General features: G+C 63.8%; 14 protein-coding genes. 7 read left to right on the top strand and 7 right to left on the bottom strand.

The genetic code is table 11. The features are described 5' to 3' along the window. Positions 1-137: 137 nt before the first annotated feature. From G6N48_RS23275 to G6N48_RS23285, 3 genes are all read right to left on the bottom strand, one after another. Positions 138-416 carry a hypothetical protein gene (locus tag G6N48_RS23275; protein WP_007172162.1) on the bottom strand — a complete coding sequence of 93 codons (279 nt, stop codon included), beginning with the start codon at positions 414-416 and terminating at the stop codon, positions 138-140. 99 nt (positions 417-515) lie between these two features. Then, entirely contained in the window at positions 516-1,334 is an 819-nt protein-coding gene (locus G6N48_RS23280) for a hypothetical protein (protein ID WP_007172163.1), read from the bottom strand. Next, entirely contained in the window at positions 1,324-1,638 is a 315-nt protein-coding gene (locus G6N48_RS23285; RefSeq protein ID WP_042910682.1) for a helix-turn-helix domain-containing protein, read from the bottom strand. Before G6N48_RS23285 ends, G6N48_RS23280 begins: the two co-directional genes overlap by 11 nt. Before the next feature lie 199 nt (positions 1,639-1,837). On the opposite strand from G6N48_RS23285, the gene G6N48_RS23290 reads away from it, so the two are divergent. From G6N48_RS23290 to G6N48_RS23320, 7 genes are all read left to right on the top strand, one after another. Continuing rightward, entirely contained in the window at positions 1,838-2,284 is a 447-nt protein-coding gene (locus tag G6N48_RS23290) for a hypothetical protein (protein ID WP_007172165.1), read from the top strand. Beyond that, positions 2,281-3,363, top strand: a complete 1,083-nt coding sequence (locus G6N48_RS23295; RefSeq protein ID WP_046182038.1) for a hypothetical protein — start codon at positions 2,281-2,283, stop codon at positions 3,361-3,363. Before G6N48_RS23290 ends, G6N48_RS23295 begins: the two co-directional genes overlap by 4 nt. 10 nt (positions 3,364-3,373) lie before the next feature. Then, positions 3,374-4,297: a conjugal transfer protein gene (locus tag G6N48_RS23300; protein WP_073877513.1), complete on the top strand. Its 924-nt coding sequence runs from the start codon at positions 3,374-3,376 to the stop codon at positions 4,295-4,297. A gap of 61 nt (positions 4,298-4,358) precedes the next feature. Next, the gene (locus tag G6N48_RS23305) at positions 4,359-4,649 is read left to right on the top strand and encodes a hypothetical protein (protein ID WP_225325409.1); all 291 of its coding nucleotides are present in this window, start codon (positions 4,359-4,361) and stop codon (positions 4,647-4,649) included. Continuing rightward, the gene (locus G6N48_RS23310; protein ID WP_225325408.1) at positions 4,643-7,558 is read left to right on the top strand and encodes an ATP-binding protein; all 2,916 of its coding nucleotides are present in this window, start codon (positions 4,643-4,645) and stop codon (positions 7,556-7,558) included. The genes G6N48_RS23305 and G6N48_RS23310 overlap by 7 nt, the downstream gene beginning before the upstream one ends. Then, positions 7,555-9,714: a hypothetical protein gene (locus G6N48_RS23315; RefSeq protein WP_007172171.1), complete on the top strand. Its 2,160-nt coding sequence runs from the start codon at positions 7,555-7,557 to the stop codon at positions 9,712-9,714. Before G6N48_RS23310 ends, G6N48_RS23315 begins: the two co-directional genes overlap by 4 nt. Next, positions 9,711-11,516, top strand: coding sequence for an AAA family ATPase (locus G6N48_RS23320; RefSeq protein ID WP_007172172.1), 1,806 nt, complete (start codon positions 9,711-9,713; stop codon positions 11,514-11,516). The genes G6N48_RS23315 and G6N48_RS23320 overlap by 4 nt, the downstream gene beginning before the upstream one ends. On the opposite strand, the gene G6N48_RS23325 is transcribed toward G6N48_RS23320, so the two are convergent. From G6N48_RS23325 to mobF, 4 genes are all read right to left on the bottom strand, one after another. Further along, on the bottom strand, positions 11,506-11,679 hold the full coding sequence (locus G6N48_RS23325) for a hypothetical protein (RefSeq protein WP_154074410.1): 174 nt from the start codon (positions 11,677-11,679) through the stop codon (positions 11,506-11,508). The genes G6N48_RS23320 and G6N48_RS23325 overlap by 11 nt on opposite strands. Before the next feature lie 553 nt (positions 11,680-12,232). Then, positions 12,233-14,029, bottom strand: coding sequence for a DEAD/DEAH box helicase (locus tag G6N48_RS23330; RefSeq protein WP_007172175.1), 1,797 nt, complete (start codon positions 14,027-14,029; stop codon positions 12,233-12,235). A gap of 46 nt (positions 14,030-14,075) precedes the next feature. Further along, positions 14,076-15,590, bottom strand: coding sequence for a serine/threonine-protein kinase (locus G6N48_RS23335; RefSeq protein WP_197083339.1), 1,515 nt, complete (start codon positions 15,588-15,590; stop codon positions 14,076-14,078). A gap of 248 nt (positions 15,591-15,838) precedes the next feature. Then, positions 15,839-21,694: a MobF family relaxase gene (gene mobF, locus G6N48_RS23340; protein WP_232066822.1), complete on the bottom strand. Its 5,856-nt coding sequence runs from the start codon at positions 21,692-21,694 to the stop codon at positions 15,839-15,841. Positions 21,695-21,753 lie beyond the last annotated feature (59 nt).

The raw sequence follows: 21,753 nt of genomic DNA on the forward strand, positions 1-21,753 counted from the left end.
GCTTCCCAAGTGCGACCGCTGGGCAGCTCCGGGTAGCTGCACCGTGTAATCTGCCTGTGCTGCAACTAATTTGCTGTCGACGCGATCAAGCGTTTCTCGACGCTGGCCGTGTCCGCAGTAGCACTCCAGCTGCGGACCTACCGACGAATGTTGCCCTCACATGACCCTGGGTCCTGACGCGTGTTTTTCACGATATCGCTTGCGTCTGAGGCGATTTGACGCAGGATCTTCAAGAACAGCACTTGCCCGGCCGAGGTGTTGAGATACCACGGCGGATCGCTGAGCATGGCAATGATCTGTTGCCGCATCGCCTCGAGCGACTGCGAACCCGGCGGCGTGTCACAAACCTGGCCAGCTCGCTCGAGCGCGGCTAACACCCGATGCACAACTGCGTCTACGGTCGTACCCCGATCCATACCTTGAACCGTATCTGTGCCGCCACCCCCCGCTCACACCCCAATTTTTGCAAAGCGGTGTAGGCATCAGCGCGCCAGAGTTGGCCCCGAGCAGCGAACTCAGTTCGCGAATAGCTGCATCGAGGTTGACCGGGAGCTGACCGTGTCGAGGTGCTGGTTGGTGGAGCCGAACAGGACGCTGATTGCGCAAATGAGACACCAGATGGAGATCGCTGCGATGACCGCAGTCCCGCCAAGGATGGGGACCCAGTGGATAGGTGGTGGGGTTCGCCGGCGCGCGTGCAGGGATGGCGGTATGCGGCGGGCGGAGCCCGGTTCGGGGAGTGGATCTAAGACGGTGGTGATGGGCAGCGTCGGCCCGAGAATGAGGTCGTCGTCAACCTCGACAGCTTGGGGTGTCAGTGGCCACCAGTCGCTGGATCCTTCCACGGCTAGCCAGCCTTCGAGGACCCCGCAGACGGCTGCGGTGAGCAGGGTTGCGGGCAGTTGTGTTAGAAGCCAGGGGATGATCAGCTCGCCCCAGAGACTAGGGGAGGGGTTATAGAACGGCAAGGGCAGCGCTGCGAGCGCGGCGCCCCAGAGCAGTGCCGGTATCGGGTAAGCGCGGAGCCGCTCGGGGATGAGCGTGACGATTAGTCCGTAGGCGAGTTTGCCGGCCAACCAGCCCAGCGGCGCGATGGCCGCACAGGTTAGCACCAGTGCGACTTCAAATGATCCGCTGGCTGAGGTGGCGGAGCGCATCGGTAGTGGCAGGGCGACGACGTCGTCGTGTGGGTCGGGTCGGGCACCAACATGGCTGCGTGTGCGAGCGCGAATCTTTTTGGCGAGCAGCTCGGCGCGACGCTTTTGGAAGACAAATATCCCAGCGTGTGCGGCTATCCATGCTCGGCGTTGGTCGTCGAAAATGTCAGCGGGCATGCTCGGCCGGGTCCCGGCTTGTCAGGAGTTCGGTGAGCAGCTGACGGGCGTCGGCCAAGATTGAGTGGCATTGCTCGACGAGGCCTTCGACGGCGTGCAAAACGGTGTGTACGTGGGTGTCTTGGGGCGGTGGTGTGGCTGGGACCCCGCCGTCAAGGATCGCCCTTGACGACCCGTGGGCCCACCCGAGCGCCTCATCGAGTCGGGCCAGCGTGGCCAGCGACATGGTGCGTGAGCCGTTACTGGATTTGTGCAGTGTCGAGCGGTTGGGTCCGCCGCGGCGGGCCAGTTCGACACGGGACATGTGCAGGACCGCCAGCCGTTCAGAGACGAAGTAGTCGAGTCGCGCTGGCCCATCATTAGGTGCAATCACGCCCACAAAACTACCTAAACGCAACCATTATCGTCTAACCATGTGGACAACCTTGCCTATTACCGCTTACGGTTGCGTGCATAGGCGCCCACCCGATTTAGCGGCGCCGAGACGACGAAGGGACACCGCGATGAAGGGGCTTGTGGCGACGGCCGCAGTGCTGATGACAGTCATCGCCGCGATCGTGTTGGCGATCGTCGAACTGCTCATCAAACTCGCTCCGTTGCTGGTCGCGGCGGCGTGCTTGTGGGGAGCGGCCAAGCTAATAGGCGCACACCGCGCCCGAGGGGCGGCCGACGAGGAGCGTCTTAAGCAGGACTGGAGCCGGACCGCTCCCCAAGGCCCACCGCAGGCGGCGCCATCCACACCGCTGCCGCCGGTAATTGCTCATCGCGAACGCATGTATGTGGTGCGCGGTGAGGACACCGGCTTGGCCTCTGACCGCGACGACGGCTATGTCAAGGTTTCGGCGACGGCATTGCCGCGTGTGCAGCGTTTGCCGGCCACCTACCATCACCGGCGCAAATTCACGCCGCGCCGGGCTAGCGGGCACCGTTCGGGGCGGCGGCGGCCGTGAGCTCGGTTTCTGATCAGCAATGGCTGCGTCAGATTGGGGTGAATCTCGACGCCGATGCAGAACACGACCAAGACACCCTCGACAGCGGCGCGGCCGGGGAGTCAGCCGACGAGCATCCCGATGATGATGGCGCGATCAGCGACAACGACGCCGCACCCTTCGGCGAGGATCAAAGTGCCGACGCCTTTGCGGGTGCGTTCGTTTCCGACGGCGACGACCACACCGACTCGGCAGAAAACGAAAGCCCCGGTGCCGACGCTGATTTAGATCACGAGGCGGAGCGGCGTACGCGCCGATTTACGCCGTGGGTACTCGGCGCGTTCGCTGGCGTCGTGTTGTTGGCAACGGTGATAACCACGCTGGGCGTCACACTCTCAGGTCCCGACAACCCTTCGCCGAGTCTGCGCCAGCACGCAGTCAAATCGGGCCCCGCACCGACAATGGCGGCAGCACCAGCGCCGACTCCTGCTGATGGCGGCGATCACCCACTGCCGTTTACCGCCTCAGCCGACTGCCCGGCGGGCGCCTCAACTTCGGCGAAATCGATTGCCGATCCCGACAAGCCATCGCCGTGGATCTGCGTGCGGCATACGGATGGACAACCGCTCTATATCACGCTCGGGCCCGCCGGAATCGAACGCGCTTACGTGATCACGGCGGTCAGTATCGTGCCGGGGGATACTGCTGCGGCCCAGGGGTCCGGCGGTGACCCATGGCTACAGCATCGGGTGGTCACGTTGCTGCAGTGGCAGTTCAATGACACTGCGCACACGGTCGTCGACCAGGACACCGGCAATGCTCACGGCGAAGCGGTCAAACTGATTCCCGGGATCAGCGCCTCAAAAATCACTGTGATCATTCGGCACACCAGCCGTCCGGTCGCAGCCCCCCAGCCCAGCGTGTCGGCCCCAGACGGCGGACCGTTCGGCGGAATCCTGGGTGGGCCCACCCCGGCCACCGGCCCGGAACCGACCAACGGGCCTGACCCGACCGGCTTTGGGTCGGGACACGACACCGATCCCAGTGATGGAACCTTCGCGGTGTCGAGCATCAAAGTCATTGGGCACCAGGCGACATGAGGACGATGTGGTGAGAATCAGCAACGTATGGAAGAAGCGCATCACGGTGCTGGGCCACAGCGCCGGCCGGGTCGCTCTTGTGATTCTTGTGGCCAGTTCGTCCATCAACGGTATCGCCCTGCTGTGGGGGTTTGTCTTTCCCCCTGAACCAGCACCAGTGGCGGCGGTGGCCCGCGACGTGATCAACGAGACCGATCCCGTGAAGGCTTTCGCCGTGAATTGCGTGAAAGGGCTACTTGTCGGAACCACCTCGGGTGCTTCGAATTTGACACGCTGCTTTCCCGGGGGACAAAAGTACGAGTTGCCCACGACATCGTCGATGACGGTGTCGAACCCGGCGGCGTGGGCATCTAAGCGCAAGACCTCTTCCAACGACATCGTGCTCTATAGCGTGAAGGTTCAAATCGACGAACTGCCCTACCCGTCGGCGCCGCCGACGACGGCTTTCTACCAGCTGCCGGTGGCGGTATACCGGGATATGGGCATTCAGGCTCTTGATCGGATCAGCAGAGTCGATATGCCGCCTCCGGGAGCCTATGTGCCGCTGGGCTATTCAGCACCAATCGCTGCCAACAGCCCACTTTTTACGATGCTGTCTGGGTTTGCGACGTCGTTTTTAACCACCTCGGGTGGACTGGAACGGTTTATCACCACCGACTCGGGCATCACAGCCGTAGGGTCGTACTCCTCGGCCACAGTGACTGCTGCTCAGGCCGACAACACTCCACCCGATGCTCCCTCCGATAACAACGAATTAGCCACGCACATCGATGTTTCGGCGCGCCGATCCGATTACACCCTCGTATCGCTGTCTTATTCCCTGACGCTGCGTTCGGTGGGCGGCACCTGGTTTGTTGCCCAGATCGACGCGATCCCGCTGTTGGCTGACGCGACACCGACACCGGTGCCCACCACGGCGGTAGCACCGCACTGACCATCACTCACGTTGAGAGAAAGAGGGATTGATCATGATTAGACAGCTAACATTACAGACGTTGGCTACCCACACGACAAATGTGGCTGCCGGGGCCGGCGTGATCAACATGAGCCACGAAGTGCTTTACATCATCGTCGCAGTCGGCGGCACATACTTCCTGGGCAGCGGCATCGTGCGCGGTATGAGAGACCATTGGAAGCGCGGCACCGGTGCCGGATTGTCGGCAATCGCCGGCGGGGTGGCTCTTGCAGTTGTCGTAGCCCACATCGTCGGGCTGTATCAGCGCGGTAACCAGGAATTTGAGCACCTGCCCGGCAGCGTTGGCCACTCCAATACCCGCGGATGGTGACCACCGGCCCAGTTGCCCCACCACGGCCCGTCGACAAGGCCGAAGCGTGGTCGGGCATCCGCGACATCGACATCCAGATCGGGGAAGCCGCTCCCGGGCAGGAATGGCCCGGCGGGCCCTACCGCGGGGTGGAATGGGTGGCCATTGCCGCGATCGCGGGTCCCACGCTGCTATGGGTCGACAGCCAGCCCGCCGGAACCACGCTTCCGGTCCTCGCCGGCGGGGTGGTGCTCTGTGTGGTGACCGTTGGGCTGATGCGGCTACTTTTGCCCAAGGGACGTCCATCTCTTTCAGCACGTCTCGTTTTTGCCCGCAACACTATTCGGCCACCTCACCTGATCACCTCGCAGCCTCGTGCCGCTGAGAGGAAGCTGCGTGTTGACTCCAGTTTTGACCCTCCTGAACGTGTCGAGGACAATCTGGTCTTCACCGGCGGAGGCGTCTATGCCGAATTCTTGATCGATGGTTTGTCGGTCAATATGCGCTCGCTTGACGTCCACCGGCGAGCCGCCAGGCTGACGCGGAACTTGGGGCGCTACCTGCCCTCAGGCTCGCAAGTGCGCGGGTTGCTGGTCGCCGAGGACCAAAACGCCATCATGCGGGCAATGGTGGGTCCGCACACCAACAAGTCGACATGGATTGGGCAGTGCAAGCACTGGGTCCCAACTATCGCCCAAGCGAACAAGTGGATCACCAAGGGATATCGCGGTCCCGTGCGCCCACGGTTTTGGCTAACGGTGCCAGTCGATGCTGGCACCGCGGGACGCACACCGCTCGGACAGGGCAGGCGGGCTTGGGACTGGGTCAGCGGGCGTGACAAAGACTCAAGCACATCGATTCAGCACTACGCCAGTGTTGCCCGCCAGATCTGTGGTGCCCTACCTGATGAGTTTCACGTTCGCGCGGCTAGTCCAGCGCAAATCCATTGGTATCGGCGACATCGCGCCATGCTCGGCGTCATCCATGAGCCGATGCCAGCGGCCAGCACGGGGCCGTCCTCACTGAGCGCTCACGATTTCCCTACCATCGCTTTCGATGAAGGCGACAACGCCGGGCGGCCATGGTGGCGACCCAGTTTCAAAGCCTTGGTTCGCGTCTATGATCCCCACGAGCCCACCTGCAGATCGAGCTACCAGTCGTTTTTGACCGTCGAGCACTTCCCGGAGACAGGCCTGGCCTTTCCACGCGCTTCGTATCTGAATGCGCTGCTCAACGTGAACACCCAGGCCAGTATTGAGTGGACCCAACATATTTACATTCGCACACCCCAGGATGCGCAAGCCCGCAATTTCCGCTACACCAAAAACATCAAAGACCAGATGCGTCAGCGTGGTCACCGCGGAGCTGAAAACGACGAATTGCCAAGGAAGCTAGCGCGCACGCGGGCCTACACATCGCATCTGAACGGCAATCCCGCCGAACGCGAGCTTGACCACACGGTGATGATTGCGGTCGGTGCCGACTCACCGCGGGTCTTGGAGGATGCGGTCAAACAGGTCCGCCAGGAGCTTGACACAGTCGGCATCGCTGTCAAACGCCACCGTGGCGCCCAGGCGTTGCTGTGGAAGGCATTCAATACCGGAAGTGAAAACACCTGCCCGCTCGATGAATTTCGCAATCCCACCAGCGCACATAAGTGGTCGCTGTTCTTGCCGCTGATTTCGGGCCGCGTGGGCAACGTCAAGGGCAGTGCGCTGGCCATCGACCAGACCACGATGCGACCGGCGATCATCCTTCACGATCCCGAGGGAACTGCGCGCCGAAACAAGAACACCGGGCTGGCCGTCGTCGGCGATCCCGGCGGCGGGAAGTCCAACCGCACCAAACTCTCGGCGTATGAACTGATCCTGCGTGGCGGACGCGTTGTGGTGTTCGAGCCAGACACAATCGCTGAATGGAAGCAGGCCCTCACACCCATCGAGGGTGTACGGTTCATCGACCCGACAACGCCGCAGTACTTGTATGACCCGCTGGTGATCTTCCCAGCGCACCTGGCAGGGCGCATCGCGGCCTCGCACATCCTGCCCTGGATTGGGCTGTCTTATGACAGCCTGCTTGCCAAGCGTTACCGACGTTTGGTGCGACCGGAAACCCGGGCCAGGCAAGGGATTACGAGCCACCGCACACTGCTGGACTATCTGCGTTCACAGCCGGACGCCGACAACGACGAGTTGCTGCTGCGCTTAGAAACAGCCCAGGAGGATTTTCCCGGGCTTTTCGATGACCACTTGCCGCCCTACCGGCCAGAAGACTCCCCGGCCACGGTCTACCTGACCGGCAACCTGGGCTTGCCCAGCACCGAGGATCTCACCAACGCCGATCTCTACGCGAAACTGTCGGGGACCCAGCGCGCCGGAATGGCTATCTATGGCCTGCTCATTGAGCTAGAGCAGCGATACATGTTCGACCGCCTCGACGTATTCGACGTCATGATCTTCGAGGAGTGCGCCGAACTGCTTGCCTTTCCCACCACGGCACGCATTGCGCACAAATTCACTCGGCGGGGCCGTAAGCACGCGAGTGGAATCTGGTTCATCACACAGGATTTCAGGGACCTTGCCCGCATGGGGGATGAGTTTGTCACACAAAAATGGATCTTTCGTGTTCAAGACCCTGAACTGGCCTACGCGACACTGAAGTGGGCGCGCATCGACCCAGAAATGTATCCAGAGCTTGTCAGCGCACTAAGCGAGGACACCAGTCCTGGCTCCACCGCTGATGAAGACGTGTTCTCTGATCGCGGGGAATGGGGCGGCTACGCCACCGAGGCCGGGGCGGTCGATCGTGCCCGACTCGGCGAGGGATTCTTAGTCGACGAACTTGGACGTCCCGCACGCGTTCAATTTTTCGGCGCGCCAACCGAAGAGCAGGCACGCGCATTCGATAGCACCGCATCGGTGATCGCATGACTGCCAGCGATTCCCTCGCAGTCTGGCTAGTTGAGCACCCACGGTTGCGCCGCGTGATCGGCGCGATGACAGGTGTCTACGTGCTGTGTCTGTGGGCGGTGGTGGCCGCACCTAAAGCCTCGGCGGCGGTGGGTGCCGCTGCTCTGGGGTGGACGGGACTGCATGACTTGGACAACGTGCCGATCGCTGACTACTTCCTCTCGATGGTCGATACCACCGAAGCCACCTTCAACAACGGCCAACACGTCAGCGCGTTCGATCCCGAATCGTGGGGGTCGTGGATCGTCAAAGCCACCCAAACCGCGATCGCGCATACCACCGCAGCCTGGTGGCTGACCAATGAAGCTGCTCTTGTCGTATTCGCTATCGGGATTGCGCTGTGGCTTCTGCGATTTGCAATGTCGAGCTCGTGGCTCTTGGCCCTCGTTCAAATCGGGCGCCCCGTTTTCGCTACAGTGAACATGCTCGTCAACCAGATGTGGCTGGGGCCATTGGCGGTCGCGGTTTGTGTGGTGTTGGCGGGGTATCACCAACAGCGAGGGCGGCCGGCCCAGGCCCGCAATCTGCTAGGCACCGCCGCGGTGCTAGCTGCATTGGTGTGGACGGTCTTTCGTGACCCCATTGACGATCTAGTCAGCGATCACGGCCTGCTGGGCATGGGTCGAGCGACAGGCTTTCAGATCGCCCAGGACGCCCGCCAGAGTTCGTACGCTCCGGGCCAGTCATTGGATACCCAGCTCGACGCCCTGCTGGCGCAGCTGGTGTCTTCGACGGCGCGACCAGCTCTACAGTTACAGAACTTCGGCATGGTCGTTGATGATGTGGGCACCTGCCGCCAGGCCTGGTCCCAGGCCATCTTGGCCGCGCATAGCCAAGGTCCTGGACCGGCGCACGCGATGGCCGGATGCGGTGCTCCCCAAGCCTTGGCGCACGCTCAACAATTGGGGGCCAACGACTTTGTGCTGGGGCTGGTGTTCTTGTTCGCCGCGTTTTGGATCGGCCTGTTCATCTGGTACGTCGGGGTGAGCACGTTGCTGGTCGGTGCCAAAGCCACCTACTACTGCATCGTGGTGGTTCCCGCGGCGATGGTCGGCATGAGCGGTTGGCAGCGCGGCAAGAAATACGCGGTGCGCTGCGTCTCGCAGGTGTTGTTGCATGGCGTCGAGATGATGATCTTCACTGTCTTTTTGGCGTTGAGTGCGGTCGGGATGGGGTGGGCGCTCACCACGCCGCAACTGGGGCATGGCGCCACCGCGGTCCCGCGCCTGTTGTTGGTGAGCCTGGGTTCGGTCGTAGGCATCTTCTTGTTCCATTACATCGACAAGCATTTCTACACAGACAGTTTGGGCACGATCGCCCACCACATCACTGGGGCGTGGTGCTCCACAAGCGGCGCTGTGCGCGATGAGTACAACGATTACGCCGAGGCGGGACGCAAAGCGCGCGGGCTGTTTCGACGGGTCGCGCGACGCGGCGATAGCGATGGCGCCGGCGACGATGACGGTTCTAACGGCGACGCCGACACCTCAACGCCGGGGTTCGATGCGGTCAAACCTCGGCCCAGCCGGATGCGCGGTGAGGAGGAGACCACGGCGACCCGGACGACCGGGGCCACCACCACCCGGATGGCAGCAGAAAAGGCCGGGGCGAGCGAGGCCGCGGCGACCGCAGGTGGACATGCCGCGGCTGCGGCAGCAGAGGGGGCCGGCGCCACAGCGGCAGAAGGCGCCGCCGCGGCCGCCGCGCCAGAGGTGGTGATTCCCGCCGTCATCACCGAAAAGACCGTCCAGCACATCCGCGGACACCACCACCGCAACGGCTCAGACCCCGGGTCCCAACAAGGCGTCCCGGACAGCGACACCAGCCCGCACCTGGCGGCGTCCAATGCCCTCAGCAACGGCCAGCCAGGGGAACCAGATCAAGGCGAGGTGGCGCCGATGGCCGGCTCAGATGGGCTGCCATCGCTACCGAGCCATCCGCGCCGCCCGGCCCAGGGCGTGGGTCGCCACCAGGCGCCCCCGTCGGCAACCCCTGATGAGGACCCCGGCCTGCCGCTAGATACATCATCTGAGCAGCAGCGATCGTTCGAGCTGTCTGAGTCGCCCGTAGAATTTCCGTCACCACCTCGACCACGAGCAAGGGACTATCACCAGTGAGTGCCCGTGACTATTTCGACATCGGGATTAGCCGCCTGGGCTTCGGTGGGCCCGTGGCCGATCACGCGGGAGCGCGCGAAGCCTTCACGCAGGCCACCGACATGGATCCCGGCATGTGCGACGCGTGGATGGGGTTGGCGGTTGCTGGCGACGTCAGCCTTAACACCATGCGCGGCGCATATGATGCGCTATCGACTTTGCATCGCGAAACGCGTCGGATTGGCCTGGCAGATTCTGCGCTAGCGCCAACCGTGTCTACGCCATTCCTCATTGACCTTTACCCGCACACTCCGACCGGGATCACCATCGCCTACGCGGCGACACTTGTTAGCCAAGGCGACTACGACCAGGCCGAAAAGATCCTCGACGGGGTTGACCTCACCGTCGAGCCCGCGCAAGCGCAGATACACCGGTTCATCGGGGCCACAATGTTTTTCCTGACGCGCCGCTGGCCAGACTTGTTGACGTGGACCTCGCAGGCCTCGTCGAGCAGCGGTGGAATCGTGGAGGCCGCCACACGGCTGCTCAAAGGAATCGCCCAAACCGGGCTGGGACAGTTCGAGGCGGCGCTGGCCACATTGACATCCGTCGTGACGCAGGCCGACCAGGCCAAGCTCGACCAGAGCGGCATCGATACCTCGCACCTGCTGGCCGAGGCGGCCGTATATCGCGGCTTGTGCCACCGCGCGTTGGGGGACGAGGCCGCCGCCCGCAAAGAGTTCAGCGCAGCCAGCGTAGACGGTCAACTGCGCCCGGACGCCGCCGCCGCGCTCGATGACCCCGGCTACGGCGTCACCGTCACGACCCCAGACGTGATTGCCGCCCGGTCCAATCGGTGGGACCCGGATTCTGGACCGAGCGTGGCCGACCTGCGCAGAGCCCGGCAACGCAAGGAAGCCGTACGTGTGCTGGAGCGCGCCGAACGCGAACTCGACGAATTCATTGGGCTCCGCCGCGTCAAAGAGCATGTCAAGGAACTCAAGTTCGTCAAGGTCTACGACCAGAAGATGGCCGAGCGCGGCGTCCAGATCGGTGAGCGCGACACCTTGCACATGACTCTGGTCGGCCCGCCGGGGACCGCGAAAACCTCGATAGCACGGCTGATTTGCGAGATGTATTTCGGCCTGGGCATCCTCGAATCGCCAGAATTCATCGAAGTCTCCCGCAAGGATCTTGTCGACGAGCACATCGGTGGCACCGAGAAGAAAACATCAGCGATCTTGCAAGCTGCCAAAGGCTGTGCACTGTTCATCGACGAGGCACCCGAACTCTACAAACCGGATAATGAGCGCGATTTCGGCCACATCGCCGTTGACGTCATCATGAAGTGGGCAGAAGACCATCGCCACGACACAATGATCGCCATGGCTGGCTACGCCAGCCCAATGAACCGGCTTTTGAGCGCTAACCCGGGACTGCGGTCACGGTTCCCGTTCCAGCTCGAATTCACCTCCTGCGACACCGACGACCTGGTACGGATCGCTGAGCTGTTCGCAGCGCGGTTCCATGTGGCCATCGAACCCTCCGCTCTTTCGCGCTTCAGCAGCAACGCTGAGTGGCTATGCAACACGCCAAGTACACGCCCCGGTGAACCACACATGCTCATCGATGTCGCCGCCAACGGCCGGTTCGCCCGAACCGTCATTGAACAAGCCCTGCGCAAAGCCAAAGCCCGCATCGCAGCGGACCCGACGGTGGACTTGCTCACCGCCGACCTGAGCAGCATTAGCACAATCACGCTGGCAGACATGGACGCTGCCCTCACCGACGTCCTGGCGGCCTTTGAGCTCGTCACGCCCTAAGCCCATCGTGGGCGCTGAAATGCGGATCGTTGTAGGCCACACTGATGCTGGGGATGCTGTCCAGGTGGACGTGGGTCAGCATGGCCTCGTGGTGGTCGCCGGCCGTGAGCTCGTCGGTGCGACGTTCATCGACTACCTCGCACTTGGCTGCATCCGCTATCACACCTGGCGATCTAGATGTCTGGGTAGTCCGGTCGGGCCTGCCCGAGCCGGGCGCGGCAGCCGCAGCCTTCGAAGAACTGCAGCAACAACTGCCCACCTCGGACCTTCAGATCGTCTACGACGATATGAGTCGCGACCGTGACCGCTTCGACGCTCTCACAATGCTTTCCGCGCTGCCGAGAGTCGCGACTGCGATGGGACCTGTGGTCGACGAGCCCGACATCACGGACTACCGCCTTGGCACGCCAGAACCATCGGAGGTCTGTAAGGCTGTCCCCGACGATTAGAGAGGTGGACGGGATCCTGAGTGCGACTCTGGATGTCAGCTGCTTGGCGGGGTTGTTCGCCCGAGCTCTTCTTCAAGGGCAGACAGCTGTTGTCGGGCGGTGTTGATGAACGTTCGAGCGCAATCGCTGCAGTAGTGGGCAGTGTCACGGTCGACCTTGACGATAAGTATCGGGTCGCCCTTATTGAGCACGTGGTTTTTGTCTGACCGACACGGGTGCCGTCGTCCTGCCGTGCCAATCGACAGCGTTCGCAGCAGTGAGCGGGGCTTACCCATGTCGCAGTTCCTCCTCGACCGCAGCAACGATCTGAGGCAACCGCGCGATGAGGTAGTCGCAGTCGTCCGCGGTGTAATCCTTCCTATTGGTGGCACCGCTGGGAACCATTGTCTTGATCCGCCTGTCGATGGCCGATTTCACGGTGACGAAGTTCTCCCGGGTGCGGTCCAGCTCGCGGCCAACGCGATTGAGGCTGTGTTTGGCCAGAAACTTGCCAGCCTCGTTCTTCACCAAATCGTCGAGCAGGGTCTTTTTGGATCGACGTGTCTGTTGTTTGGTGGGCTGGACGCGTTGTAGCTGATCGAATTTGACTCCGGTGTCGATACCCTTTTCCTTGAGCACGGTCAGGGCCTGCGCAACATCTGGGTCGGCGCTGAGGGCGATCAGGGTCAGGTTTTCGAGTTGGATGTCGGCCTGGCCAGTGATCACCGGCAGCGGAGCGTTCTGGCCACCTCCAGGTGGGGGTTCGCGAGTGGGCAGGGGTTCAACAACGGTCTCGTCGATGAGCTGCGCGAAGAACTCTTGGTCTGCTTCGGCGAACTCCTGGAAGTCGTTCCAGACCCCGGTGATGTTGCCGCCGACGTGAAAAACGACGACGCCATCGTTGACGGCATCGAAGGGGTCAACATCTGGAATCACCCGCATGATGCGCCCCACGAACTGCATGAAAGGGCTGAGGTTGTTGAAGATGCTGAAGACAGCGGCGACGCTGAGATACGGGTGGTCGTATCCTTCACCGAGTTTGCGCACCTGTACGATCACGTCGAGTTCGTGGTTCTCCAACCGCTGGTAAACTCGCTCGTTCGCTTTGCTCTTGCCTTCGATCAGGCTGTGAACGAAGTCGGCGCGGAGCCCCAGTTCGCGGAACTTGGCGACGACCTGTTTGCAGTGCTCCATGTTCAACGCCGCCGCAATGATCTTAAGCCTGGCCTCGCCGGTCTTTTCCCGCAGCTCGAACAATTTCTGGCGGGAGGCCTCGGCGATGGTGGTGAGGGTGGCGTCTGAGCTCACGACGCTGCGCCGGAAGCCTGCGTCGCGCTCGCCGAGGCGGCGGACCTCTTCCAAGGACACCTCGACTTCGGTGTTGTCGTCAGGGCGCCGGACGTAGTGCAGCGTGGTCGGGTTGAGGCGGTAGCCGTTGATGCGCTTGACGTATCCCTTCTCCACCGCGCGAGAGATGGGGTAGCTGTAGATGATTTCACCGGCCATGATTCGCCCGTCGGCACGACCGGGGGTGGCGCTCACGTTCACGATGCGTGCGTCCGGGAAGTGCCGCCGCAGAGTGTCCCAGCTCTCGGCCACGTTGTGATGGCCTTCGTCGAACATGATCAGATCGAAGAAGTCGGCAGGAAGCTTTGCAAGCCAGGTGTTTTCGGCTCGCTGGAGCTGATGAATATTCGTCACCACGATGTCAGCCACTTCGAGATCGGTGACGTTGGTCGACGTGCCTCGGATTTCTGCGGGCTCTGGGAACGGCGCGGAGTCCAACACTTTGCGCTTAAGGTAGAAGAACTTCGGGTCGCTAGGTGTCAGATCCTTCAGCAGCTGGTCGGCGATCTTGAGGTTCGGTGCGACCAGCAGTGCGCGGTGAGACTGTGCGGCGAACGGCGTGAGAGCCAGGAGGCCTGACTTCCCGCAGCCCACCGGCAGCACGACGGAGACTTCGCGGCCCTCGGGAGCGTCGAAGTCGTGCCCGGTGAGCGTTTCGTATGCCTCGATCTGCGGCTCGCGCAAGGACGCATTGCCCGTCACGGTGGGTCGCAGGGTGACGTACTGGTCGATTTTCATAAAGCTACCCCTTTTGTGGAAAACGTTGTCGGCAAGGCGATCTGGTTCAGGATGCGGAACTCTTCGGAGGCCGCAGCTTCTCGACGCCGCTACGGATCGCGGGGGGCAGCGTGCGGATCGCGAAATCGCTGATCGACCACTCGACGTCATCGGCGTCGGCCGCCCGCAACGCTTCCACTGCTGCCGAGGCCATCTCGTCAGACTTGACCTCCTGCAGGATCTTGACCAGGACGTCACGCACGTGCCACCGGTTGTGGCGGGGCCCCAGCGACGCGAGCGCGCCCACGCTCATCCGCATCACGCTGGAGTCCTTCGTCTCGGCCACGACAATGCGGGTGAAGTCAGCCAGCACGTCGCAGTACTCGAACGAGAAGTTCCCATGCCTCAGAAAGTCGGTGAACCGCTGGTAGACGCGCTGGAACGCGCCCCGCTGTTCGCTCCAGAGGAATTTGACGGACCCTCGAGTGCACCAGGGCAGCACTCGGGTCAGCACGTGCATGTCGTCGTGGCTGGACTCATCCAACGCGGCTGCCCACTCGATCATCTCGATCAAGTCCGCGTCGGCGACCGACGGACTGCGCATGCGGTCCTGCAGGCGCTCCGCTGCCTCTTCCTTCGACTCGTTGGCCACGTATTCCTCGTGTGCATCAACAGCACGCTCGAGTGCATTCATGAAGTGCTCGATCGACTGGTAACGGCGATCAGGCGAGTTGGCGATCGCGGTCTCGATGACAGGTCGCAGCGGGCCGGGCTCCACCTCGTTGTTCACTGGGAAGTCCTGAGTCACGAGCTCCTGCAGGATCTTGCCCAGACCGTAGATGTCGGAACGGTGGTCGGCGCTTCGGGCCCGTTGCCACTGCTCCGGTGCTGTGTAGACCCACGTGCCCAACCCTTGTCGCAGCGTTGAGGTCAGCGGGTCGGTGTGCCGCTCGGCCTCAACGGCAAGCCCGAAATCCGATACCGCCCAATCGCCGTTGCTCAGCCGCAAAACGTTGGCCGGCTTGAGATCTCGGTGATAGATGCCCCGATCATGGACGTAACCGAGCCCCGTGCAGATCTGACGCATGATGTCGACGATCAATCGCGCTTGGCCGCCCACCGTGTCGACGTAGTCGGTCAGGCTGCCCTGCGCCAACGGCATCGCATACCAGATGTTGTCGTCGTCGGTCTCGCCGTGGGCAAGCACCGAAATAACGTTGGGGTGGTGCAGGTCTTCGAGGAGCCGAAGCTCACGCCGAAACCTCTTGATGGCTTCGGGGTCAACCGCGACGGTGTCCTTCAGCACTTTGACGGCGACCAGTTCGCTGGTCTTGCGGTCGGTGGCACGGAAGACGTCGGCGAAGCCGCCACCACCGATCCGAGCGTGTTCCAGCAGGAATCGCCCACCCAGCGTGCGGGTCTTCTCGTCCGACTTCGGCCTGCCGGCCTTGGTCTGACGGAGGCCTGAGCTGTTCCATCCAGCGACAACATCGAGGTCCCAGATAGGGCCCTGCGCAATCTCCCCCACCGCGTCGGGGAAGTCGTTTCGCTGCCGCAGTGTCGCGATGCGCTGAGTGCTCACGCCGAGCTCCTCGGCCACCTCCGATATTCCGCCAAGACGCACGGTTGCCTCCAGAAATAGTTGTTCTCAAATCAAGTATAACACCGAATTGGTTGTGGTTGGCTCAACTATTTATCGCGTCGTCGCCGAGCGGCGACAAAACCGGTTGCCCACGTCCGCGCGTCGTAGCACGGTGGGGACGACGACGAGTCGGTAATTTGGCTGCGAGAGACCCCGAACGGAACGGATCCCTGTTCTAAGCAGATCACTCAGTCATCGGTGATGCCGATTTCTGGAGATTGTTGCTTGGCGTGGGGGCCGCGTTCGCGAAGCCAGGTGGCCTCAAGGTGTCGCTGGTAGGCGGCGTGGATGGTGGCGTGGAGCTGGGCGGCGCGTGCGAGGCTGTCGCGCAGTCGCTCGTCGAGTATGGCTGGGTGCAGGCGCCCTGCCTGGGTGAGCGCGGGGTCGAGGTCGGGCGGGGTCCCGCGGTTGATGACAGCCGACGTTGGGGGCGCGCCGATGGTTGTCGTCCAGGGTAATTCGGTGGCGACGAGTCGCAGGAGCCGCTGGGCAGGCTTGGGTGGCCACGTTTGGCCGGTCGTGTCGAGCAGGACAAGGCCGGACTGGTTGGCCGCGGCGTGTTCGGCGAGGTCGGCGATTATTGCAGGGTCGGCGCTGGCGGCGTCGTCGATGATGATGAGACTGCCGGGGGGTAACGGCGACTGCGACTTTTTGTTGGTGATGGTGGCGTGGGTTTCGGTGATGGTGGCAGCGGTGTCGGCGAGCTCGTTGGTCACGGCGTCCTCGGCTTGTTCGCGAGTAGGGCTGCACCACAGGATCTTTCGTTCGGAGGCTGCAGCCGCGCTGTGCAGGGTGTGCAGGGCGGCGCGGCGCTCGGGCGAGGGTTGGGCGTGCACGACCGTGACGGCGAAGGGCAGCCTTGCGGTGCTGGTGATGGCGGCGGCTATGGCGGGGGAGAGGTCGGCGGCGGCACTGTTGGCAAGGCTGAGGGGGCGGTGCGGTTGGAAGCGGCTGGCGGCTTCGAGCACGCGTAGCTCGATGGCCAGTTGGCCGAGTTGGGCGGTGATGTGCTCGGCCGAACGGGTTTCGGCGGCCGCGAACGCGGCGGCGGCAGCCAGTTCTGCGCGGTCAAGGTCACGGCGCAGCTGGCTGGAGCGCCGGCGGGCGGCCAGCACGGCGCGATCGTCTTCGGATCGTGCTTCGGCGATGACGTTGTCGACGTCGTCACCGCTGATGACGCGGTCCGCGCCGCCGGCGGCCTTTGCACGCGCCGCGAGTGCTTCGCGAAGCGCAGCCTGATAGCGCTCGGCGGGCGCAGTGTCGGGGAGTGCCATGAGTCGCAGTTGGACATCGAGTTTGGCCGAGGCGATGTCAAGTGGGTCGACGTCAGGTTGAGCATGCAGCTCGTCGAGCTGGTTGCGCGCCCAGTCGACATGGCTTAGCGCTGTCTCGTATTCGGCTTCGGCGTCGGCCCATTCGGCGGTCACGTCGTGAACGGCGATCAAGTAGGGGCGGTCGGCGTCGGCGCGCTGGCGCAGTTCGCGGATGCGCGGGGTGGCTTGGCGCATTGCCGGTCCGTCACCAATTGCGGCGCGGGCATGCAGGGCCTGATGGTCGGCCAGCGCCTGCTGGTATTGGGTCCGCAAGCTGGTGAGGTCAAGCAGAGCGGCCGGCAGTGGCGGGGGTGCCACGCGGTGGCGGGGGAGGTCGTCGAAGTCCAGGCCGGCGAGTTCGTCGGCGGTCTCAAGCGGGGTGTTGGTCGGGTCGGGCTCAACGAGTTCGGGGTGCCACGGTTGCGTAGACAGGTCGGTGGCAGGCATGTCAATCCTGGTTGCGTGGGGGTCGGGGGGAAGTTGTTCTTCTTCCTCGGGGTGCAGTGGGGGTTGTTCGGGTAGCGGGTGGTCGGCGTGGTCGTGGTGGCCGCCGATCAGGTCGACGGTGTAGGTGATGGTGCGGGCGTATTGGTAGGCGGGGATGGTGTGGTCGGGGTCGACGTCGGCCAGGTGCTCGGCGGCGACGTGAAGAAGGTCGGCGGGGGTCCAGCGGGTGGGGTCGGCGGCATTGACAGCTGAGACGAGGCCGGGCCAGGCGGGATCGGCGACGATGGATTGCGCGGTTGCTGACCCAAAGACGTTGTGCAAGTCAGCGATCCAGGCAGGGCGCAGGCCGGTGTGGGGGGCATCGACGGTGGCCGCGGGCGTGAGTTCGGCGGCAAGACGCCACCACAGCGCGGCGGCGGGCAGCTCGTCGGGGAGCGGACGTTGGATGGCGGCCGCGCGAACGAGGCCGGGCAGGTCGGGCCGGCTGGTGGCGGCTTGGGCGAGGTGGGCGGCCAGTTGGGGCCAGTACCCGTCGGCGCGGATGCGCGGATCGATGGAGTCGATCAGCTGCTCAAAGCGGCGAGCATGCGGGCTTTGGGTGCGCACCACCGCTTGAGCCCGGTTTTCGAGGAGTTTTTGGATGGTGCGGGCGCGCACGGCGTATTGGGGTGGGCCGAGCAGGGTGGTGTCTTCGGCAACCACGTTGTGGGCGGCGCGGAAGACCGCGATTTCGGCGGCGAGTTGGGGGTTGGCGGCCAGCACGGGTTTGGCCCAGGCCGGCGCGGTCGCCGGTGTCCATTGGTGGGTGACGGTTTCACGGATCTGGTCTGCCAGCTCGGCAACCAGCACGGCGCGACCGGTCAGGCAGTTCTCCCATGCGGGGTCGTTGGCCAGCAAAGTGGGAGTGGCGGGCAGCCAGCGCAGCGGCCCGATACCGGCAGAGTGTCCGCCGGTGGGGTCGATGCGCCAGTCGAGCACCGCGGCGGGATCGTGGGCACTGAAAAGCTCGCCTACGCTGGCGGCCTCGGTCAGTGTGGCGAACGGGTCGCGCCCGTCGGCGCCGATGATCGCCAAGTGTTTGCAGAGCACTGGCCATGCTTCGGCGCGGGTCAACCCTGGATAGAGCTGATCGGCGGTGATGTGCAGTTGGGCCAGCAGGGCCGGGGAAGCCAGGGCCTGGGCGGCGTCGCCCAAGGCGTTGTAGTACATCGCCGCGGCCGGGCCCAACCGCACGAAGGGGTCGCGGGCTTCGCGTGCGGCACTGGTGGCCGAGACTTGTGCGCCGTCGCGTGACAGCGTTTTGGTCAGGACATCGACGGCCGTTTCGGGGTGAGTTGCTTTGGGCGACAACACCCGGTGCGGGTCGGATTCCGCGGTGGATAGATAGATGTGGTTTTCGATGCGGCCGCGAGTTAATGCCACGTAGAGCAGTTGGCGAGTGAGACTCCCGGCACCGACGATGTGGCAGGCGTGTCCGGCGGTGAGTCCTTGTGCGGAGTCAATGGTTGCCGCATAGCCGAGGGTGACGTGCTTTATGACGTAGTGGGCGGGGAGGCGCACTGTTTGGCCGCTGCCGAGGTGGCGGGCTTTGATGCTGCCGTTTCGGTGGATTTCCAGGATTTGGAAGCGGTAGCCGTTGCGCACGTAATCGGTGGGGCTCAAGCGCAGCCGGCGGGCATTGCGGCGGGTGCGAATAAGGTCGCCGGGAGAGGCGGCAAGCCGATCAGAAAGGGTGATTTCGTGGCCGCGCCGTGTTGCCGGGTCAGCCGCGGCGAGGCGATCGAGTCGGGCTCGGGCGTTGAGGGTATCGACGATGGCGTTGGTGGGTGCTAACAGGAGGGAATCGCGGCCCGCGTCGAGGTCGGCGGCCCACGCGGTGTAGGCCATGTCGGCGGCGGTCTGATCGGCACCGACGTGCACACGCTGGTGGTCGATGTAAAACCCGAGTCCAGAGGGGTCTCCTCTGCGGATCGCCAGGGTCGCTGCGCTTTCGGCGGTGGAGCCAAAGCGAACCAACTGAGACAGCGTCAGTGAATCGGTCTTGTGGGCGATGTTGCGCAGCACGCCACCGGCTGAGATCGACGCGAGTTGGCAGTCATCACCGACCAGCCGGATGCTGGCGCCACGGGCTAAGGCGTGGGTGATCACCGCATCAAGTTCGAGCGTTCCGGCTTTGCCGGCCTCGTCGATGATGATGAGCGTGTCGCGTCCGACGTTGGTGAACCATGGCGGTGGGGCAGAGCGACTCGACCCGCTGGCCGGGTCGGCCGACCAGACGTATTTGGCGATGGTGTCGGTCGGGGCCGACAGATCCTCGCCCAGTTCGATGGCTGCCGCCGCGGTGGGGGCTAAGCCGACGATGGTCGCGCCCGAGGAGCGCCACGCATGCGACAGCGCGGCCATCGCCGTGGTCTTCCCGGTACCGGCCGGGGCCAGCGCCAACGCCACTCGGCGCCCGCTGCTTGCCATTTCCCGGACCAGTGCGACCTGGCCCTCGTTGAGTTGCTTATCGCGTGCGGCCGAGTCTGCCAGCGCCAGCTCGATATCGATGTCCTCGACCGTGCGCCCGCCGCGTCGGAGGGCGGCAGCAACGATGCGTCGCTCAGCGGCCAGCAGCTCCTGAGAGGTGTAGGTAGCGCTGCCGTGGCGGCTATGCACGCTGGTTCCATCGCGGCGACGCAGCTGCGCAGGTTCTCCCATTTCACCGTCGTCGATATCGATGTGCTGAACCGACAGCGGCTCGGCCAAAGCAGTCTCGGTGATCTTGTCGGCCAGCGTCTCGTCGGCGGCGTGCCCGCTGCCACGAACGAGGCGCTGCGCCTCGGCGAACACGTGGTGGCGTTGCCAGGTCGCGCGGGACCGGGCAACCGTGGCGATGACTTGGGCAGCGCGCGCGGTGATCCAGTCGTCATCGACAGCATCGATTTGGGGCGCCGGCGCGGACAAGACGGTGCCCAGCATCGCGGTCAGCTCCCGCACAGCGCCGAGCACCTCGATCGCTTGGCCGCGCCACATGTGGCGCTGCTCGGCGAATGATCGGGGTTCGTGTTTGGCTTCGCGGGTCTCTAGGGTCGCTTGTTGAGCCAACGCGATGGTTTCCACGTGGGTCGGCTCGCGGCCGTGGGCGGCTTGAAACTGCTTGGCCAGATCGGCGGTGCGGGCTTCGATGGCCAGCCGCCGCGACGACCACGCGGCCATCAGCTCGACTGAGATTCCCACGATTTCACGCACCGGCCTCTTGCCGCGGCCCTCGCCGACCACATCAGCGAACCGCAGCTGCAGTCGCTGTCCAAGGTGGGCTTCCAGGCGCGTGTTGTACAGCTCGGAGGCGGCCACGGTGAACTGGTGCACAGGCTGCCCGTCAAGCGCCAGCCAACGCAACACACCGTCAGGGCCCACCGTGGCGACCTTGTTGGAGATCGCGACATGGGTGTGCAGATCAGGATCGCCAGCGCGTGAATCGCGGTGGGTGAACGCCGCCCCGAGCAGCCCGGTGGTGTCGACCTGGGCGACACCACCCTTACCTGAACGGGTAAATGCGGCGTGAGTTTCTAGCCACGCCAGCGCATCACCGACCGCTACGTCGTGACATTCCTCTACCACTGTTGCGACGGCGCGCGGTGCGATCGCCCACAGCGTCGACACTGACTTCACGGGCGAAAACGTCAAGTCGTAGCCGGCGACCGCGGTCGTGCGCGCGCGAGTTTCCCGCGCGATAAACCCACTGAGTTCGCGATCGTCGGCGGGCGCGCGCTTGTACTGCTCAGCGAACATTCGGCGCGCGACAACGGTGCGGATCGCGGCGCGCGTGGGCGCGGCGATGGGCGCGTTCCAGTGCAGGCCGGCTTCTTCGTTGTGATCGCGGTAGGCCACTGCCAGGGCGCGCACAAAGGTGGTTTCGCTGTCGCGGATATGGAACTTGCGGCCCAGTTTGGCGGCTTCGGCGGCCGCGAGGCCGCGCACGCCGCATTCGGCGACATACTTGGTGATCGCATCGGCGTTGGGGTGCAAGCCTTCCCCGAACAGGGCCTTCATTTGGGCCTCGGTGACCGGCGAATCAACCGGTACGGCCCAAACTTTCGCGAGGTCTTCGGGGGGCACCGGACGTGCCCTTGTCGAGGACAGCGATGCCAGACCCGATCCCACCCATCGGCCCGGAGATTCGCCTTTGGTCGAGTAGTAGTCGATCAGCGGGGCCCGGCCGCGCGCGGTGGTGTCGACAGCAGCGACTTGCCGGATCAGGTACTGGTAACCGTCTCCGGCGGTGAGCTTGTGGCTAGTCATCGTCACTGCAGTGCAATCCCTTTCGAGGCGCACGTTAGAGACGACACCGCAGATCTGTC

Origin of the sequence: Mycobacterium parmense (genome assembly GCF_010730575.1) — a bacterium.
GTDB lineage: Bacteria > Actinomycetota > Actinomycetes > Mycobacteriales > Mycobacteriaceae > Mycobacterium > Mycobacterium parmense.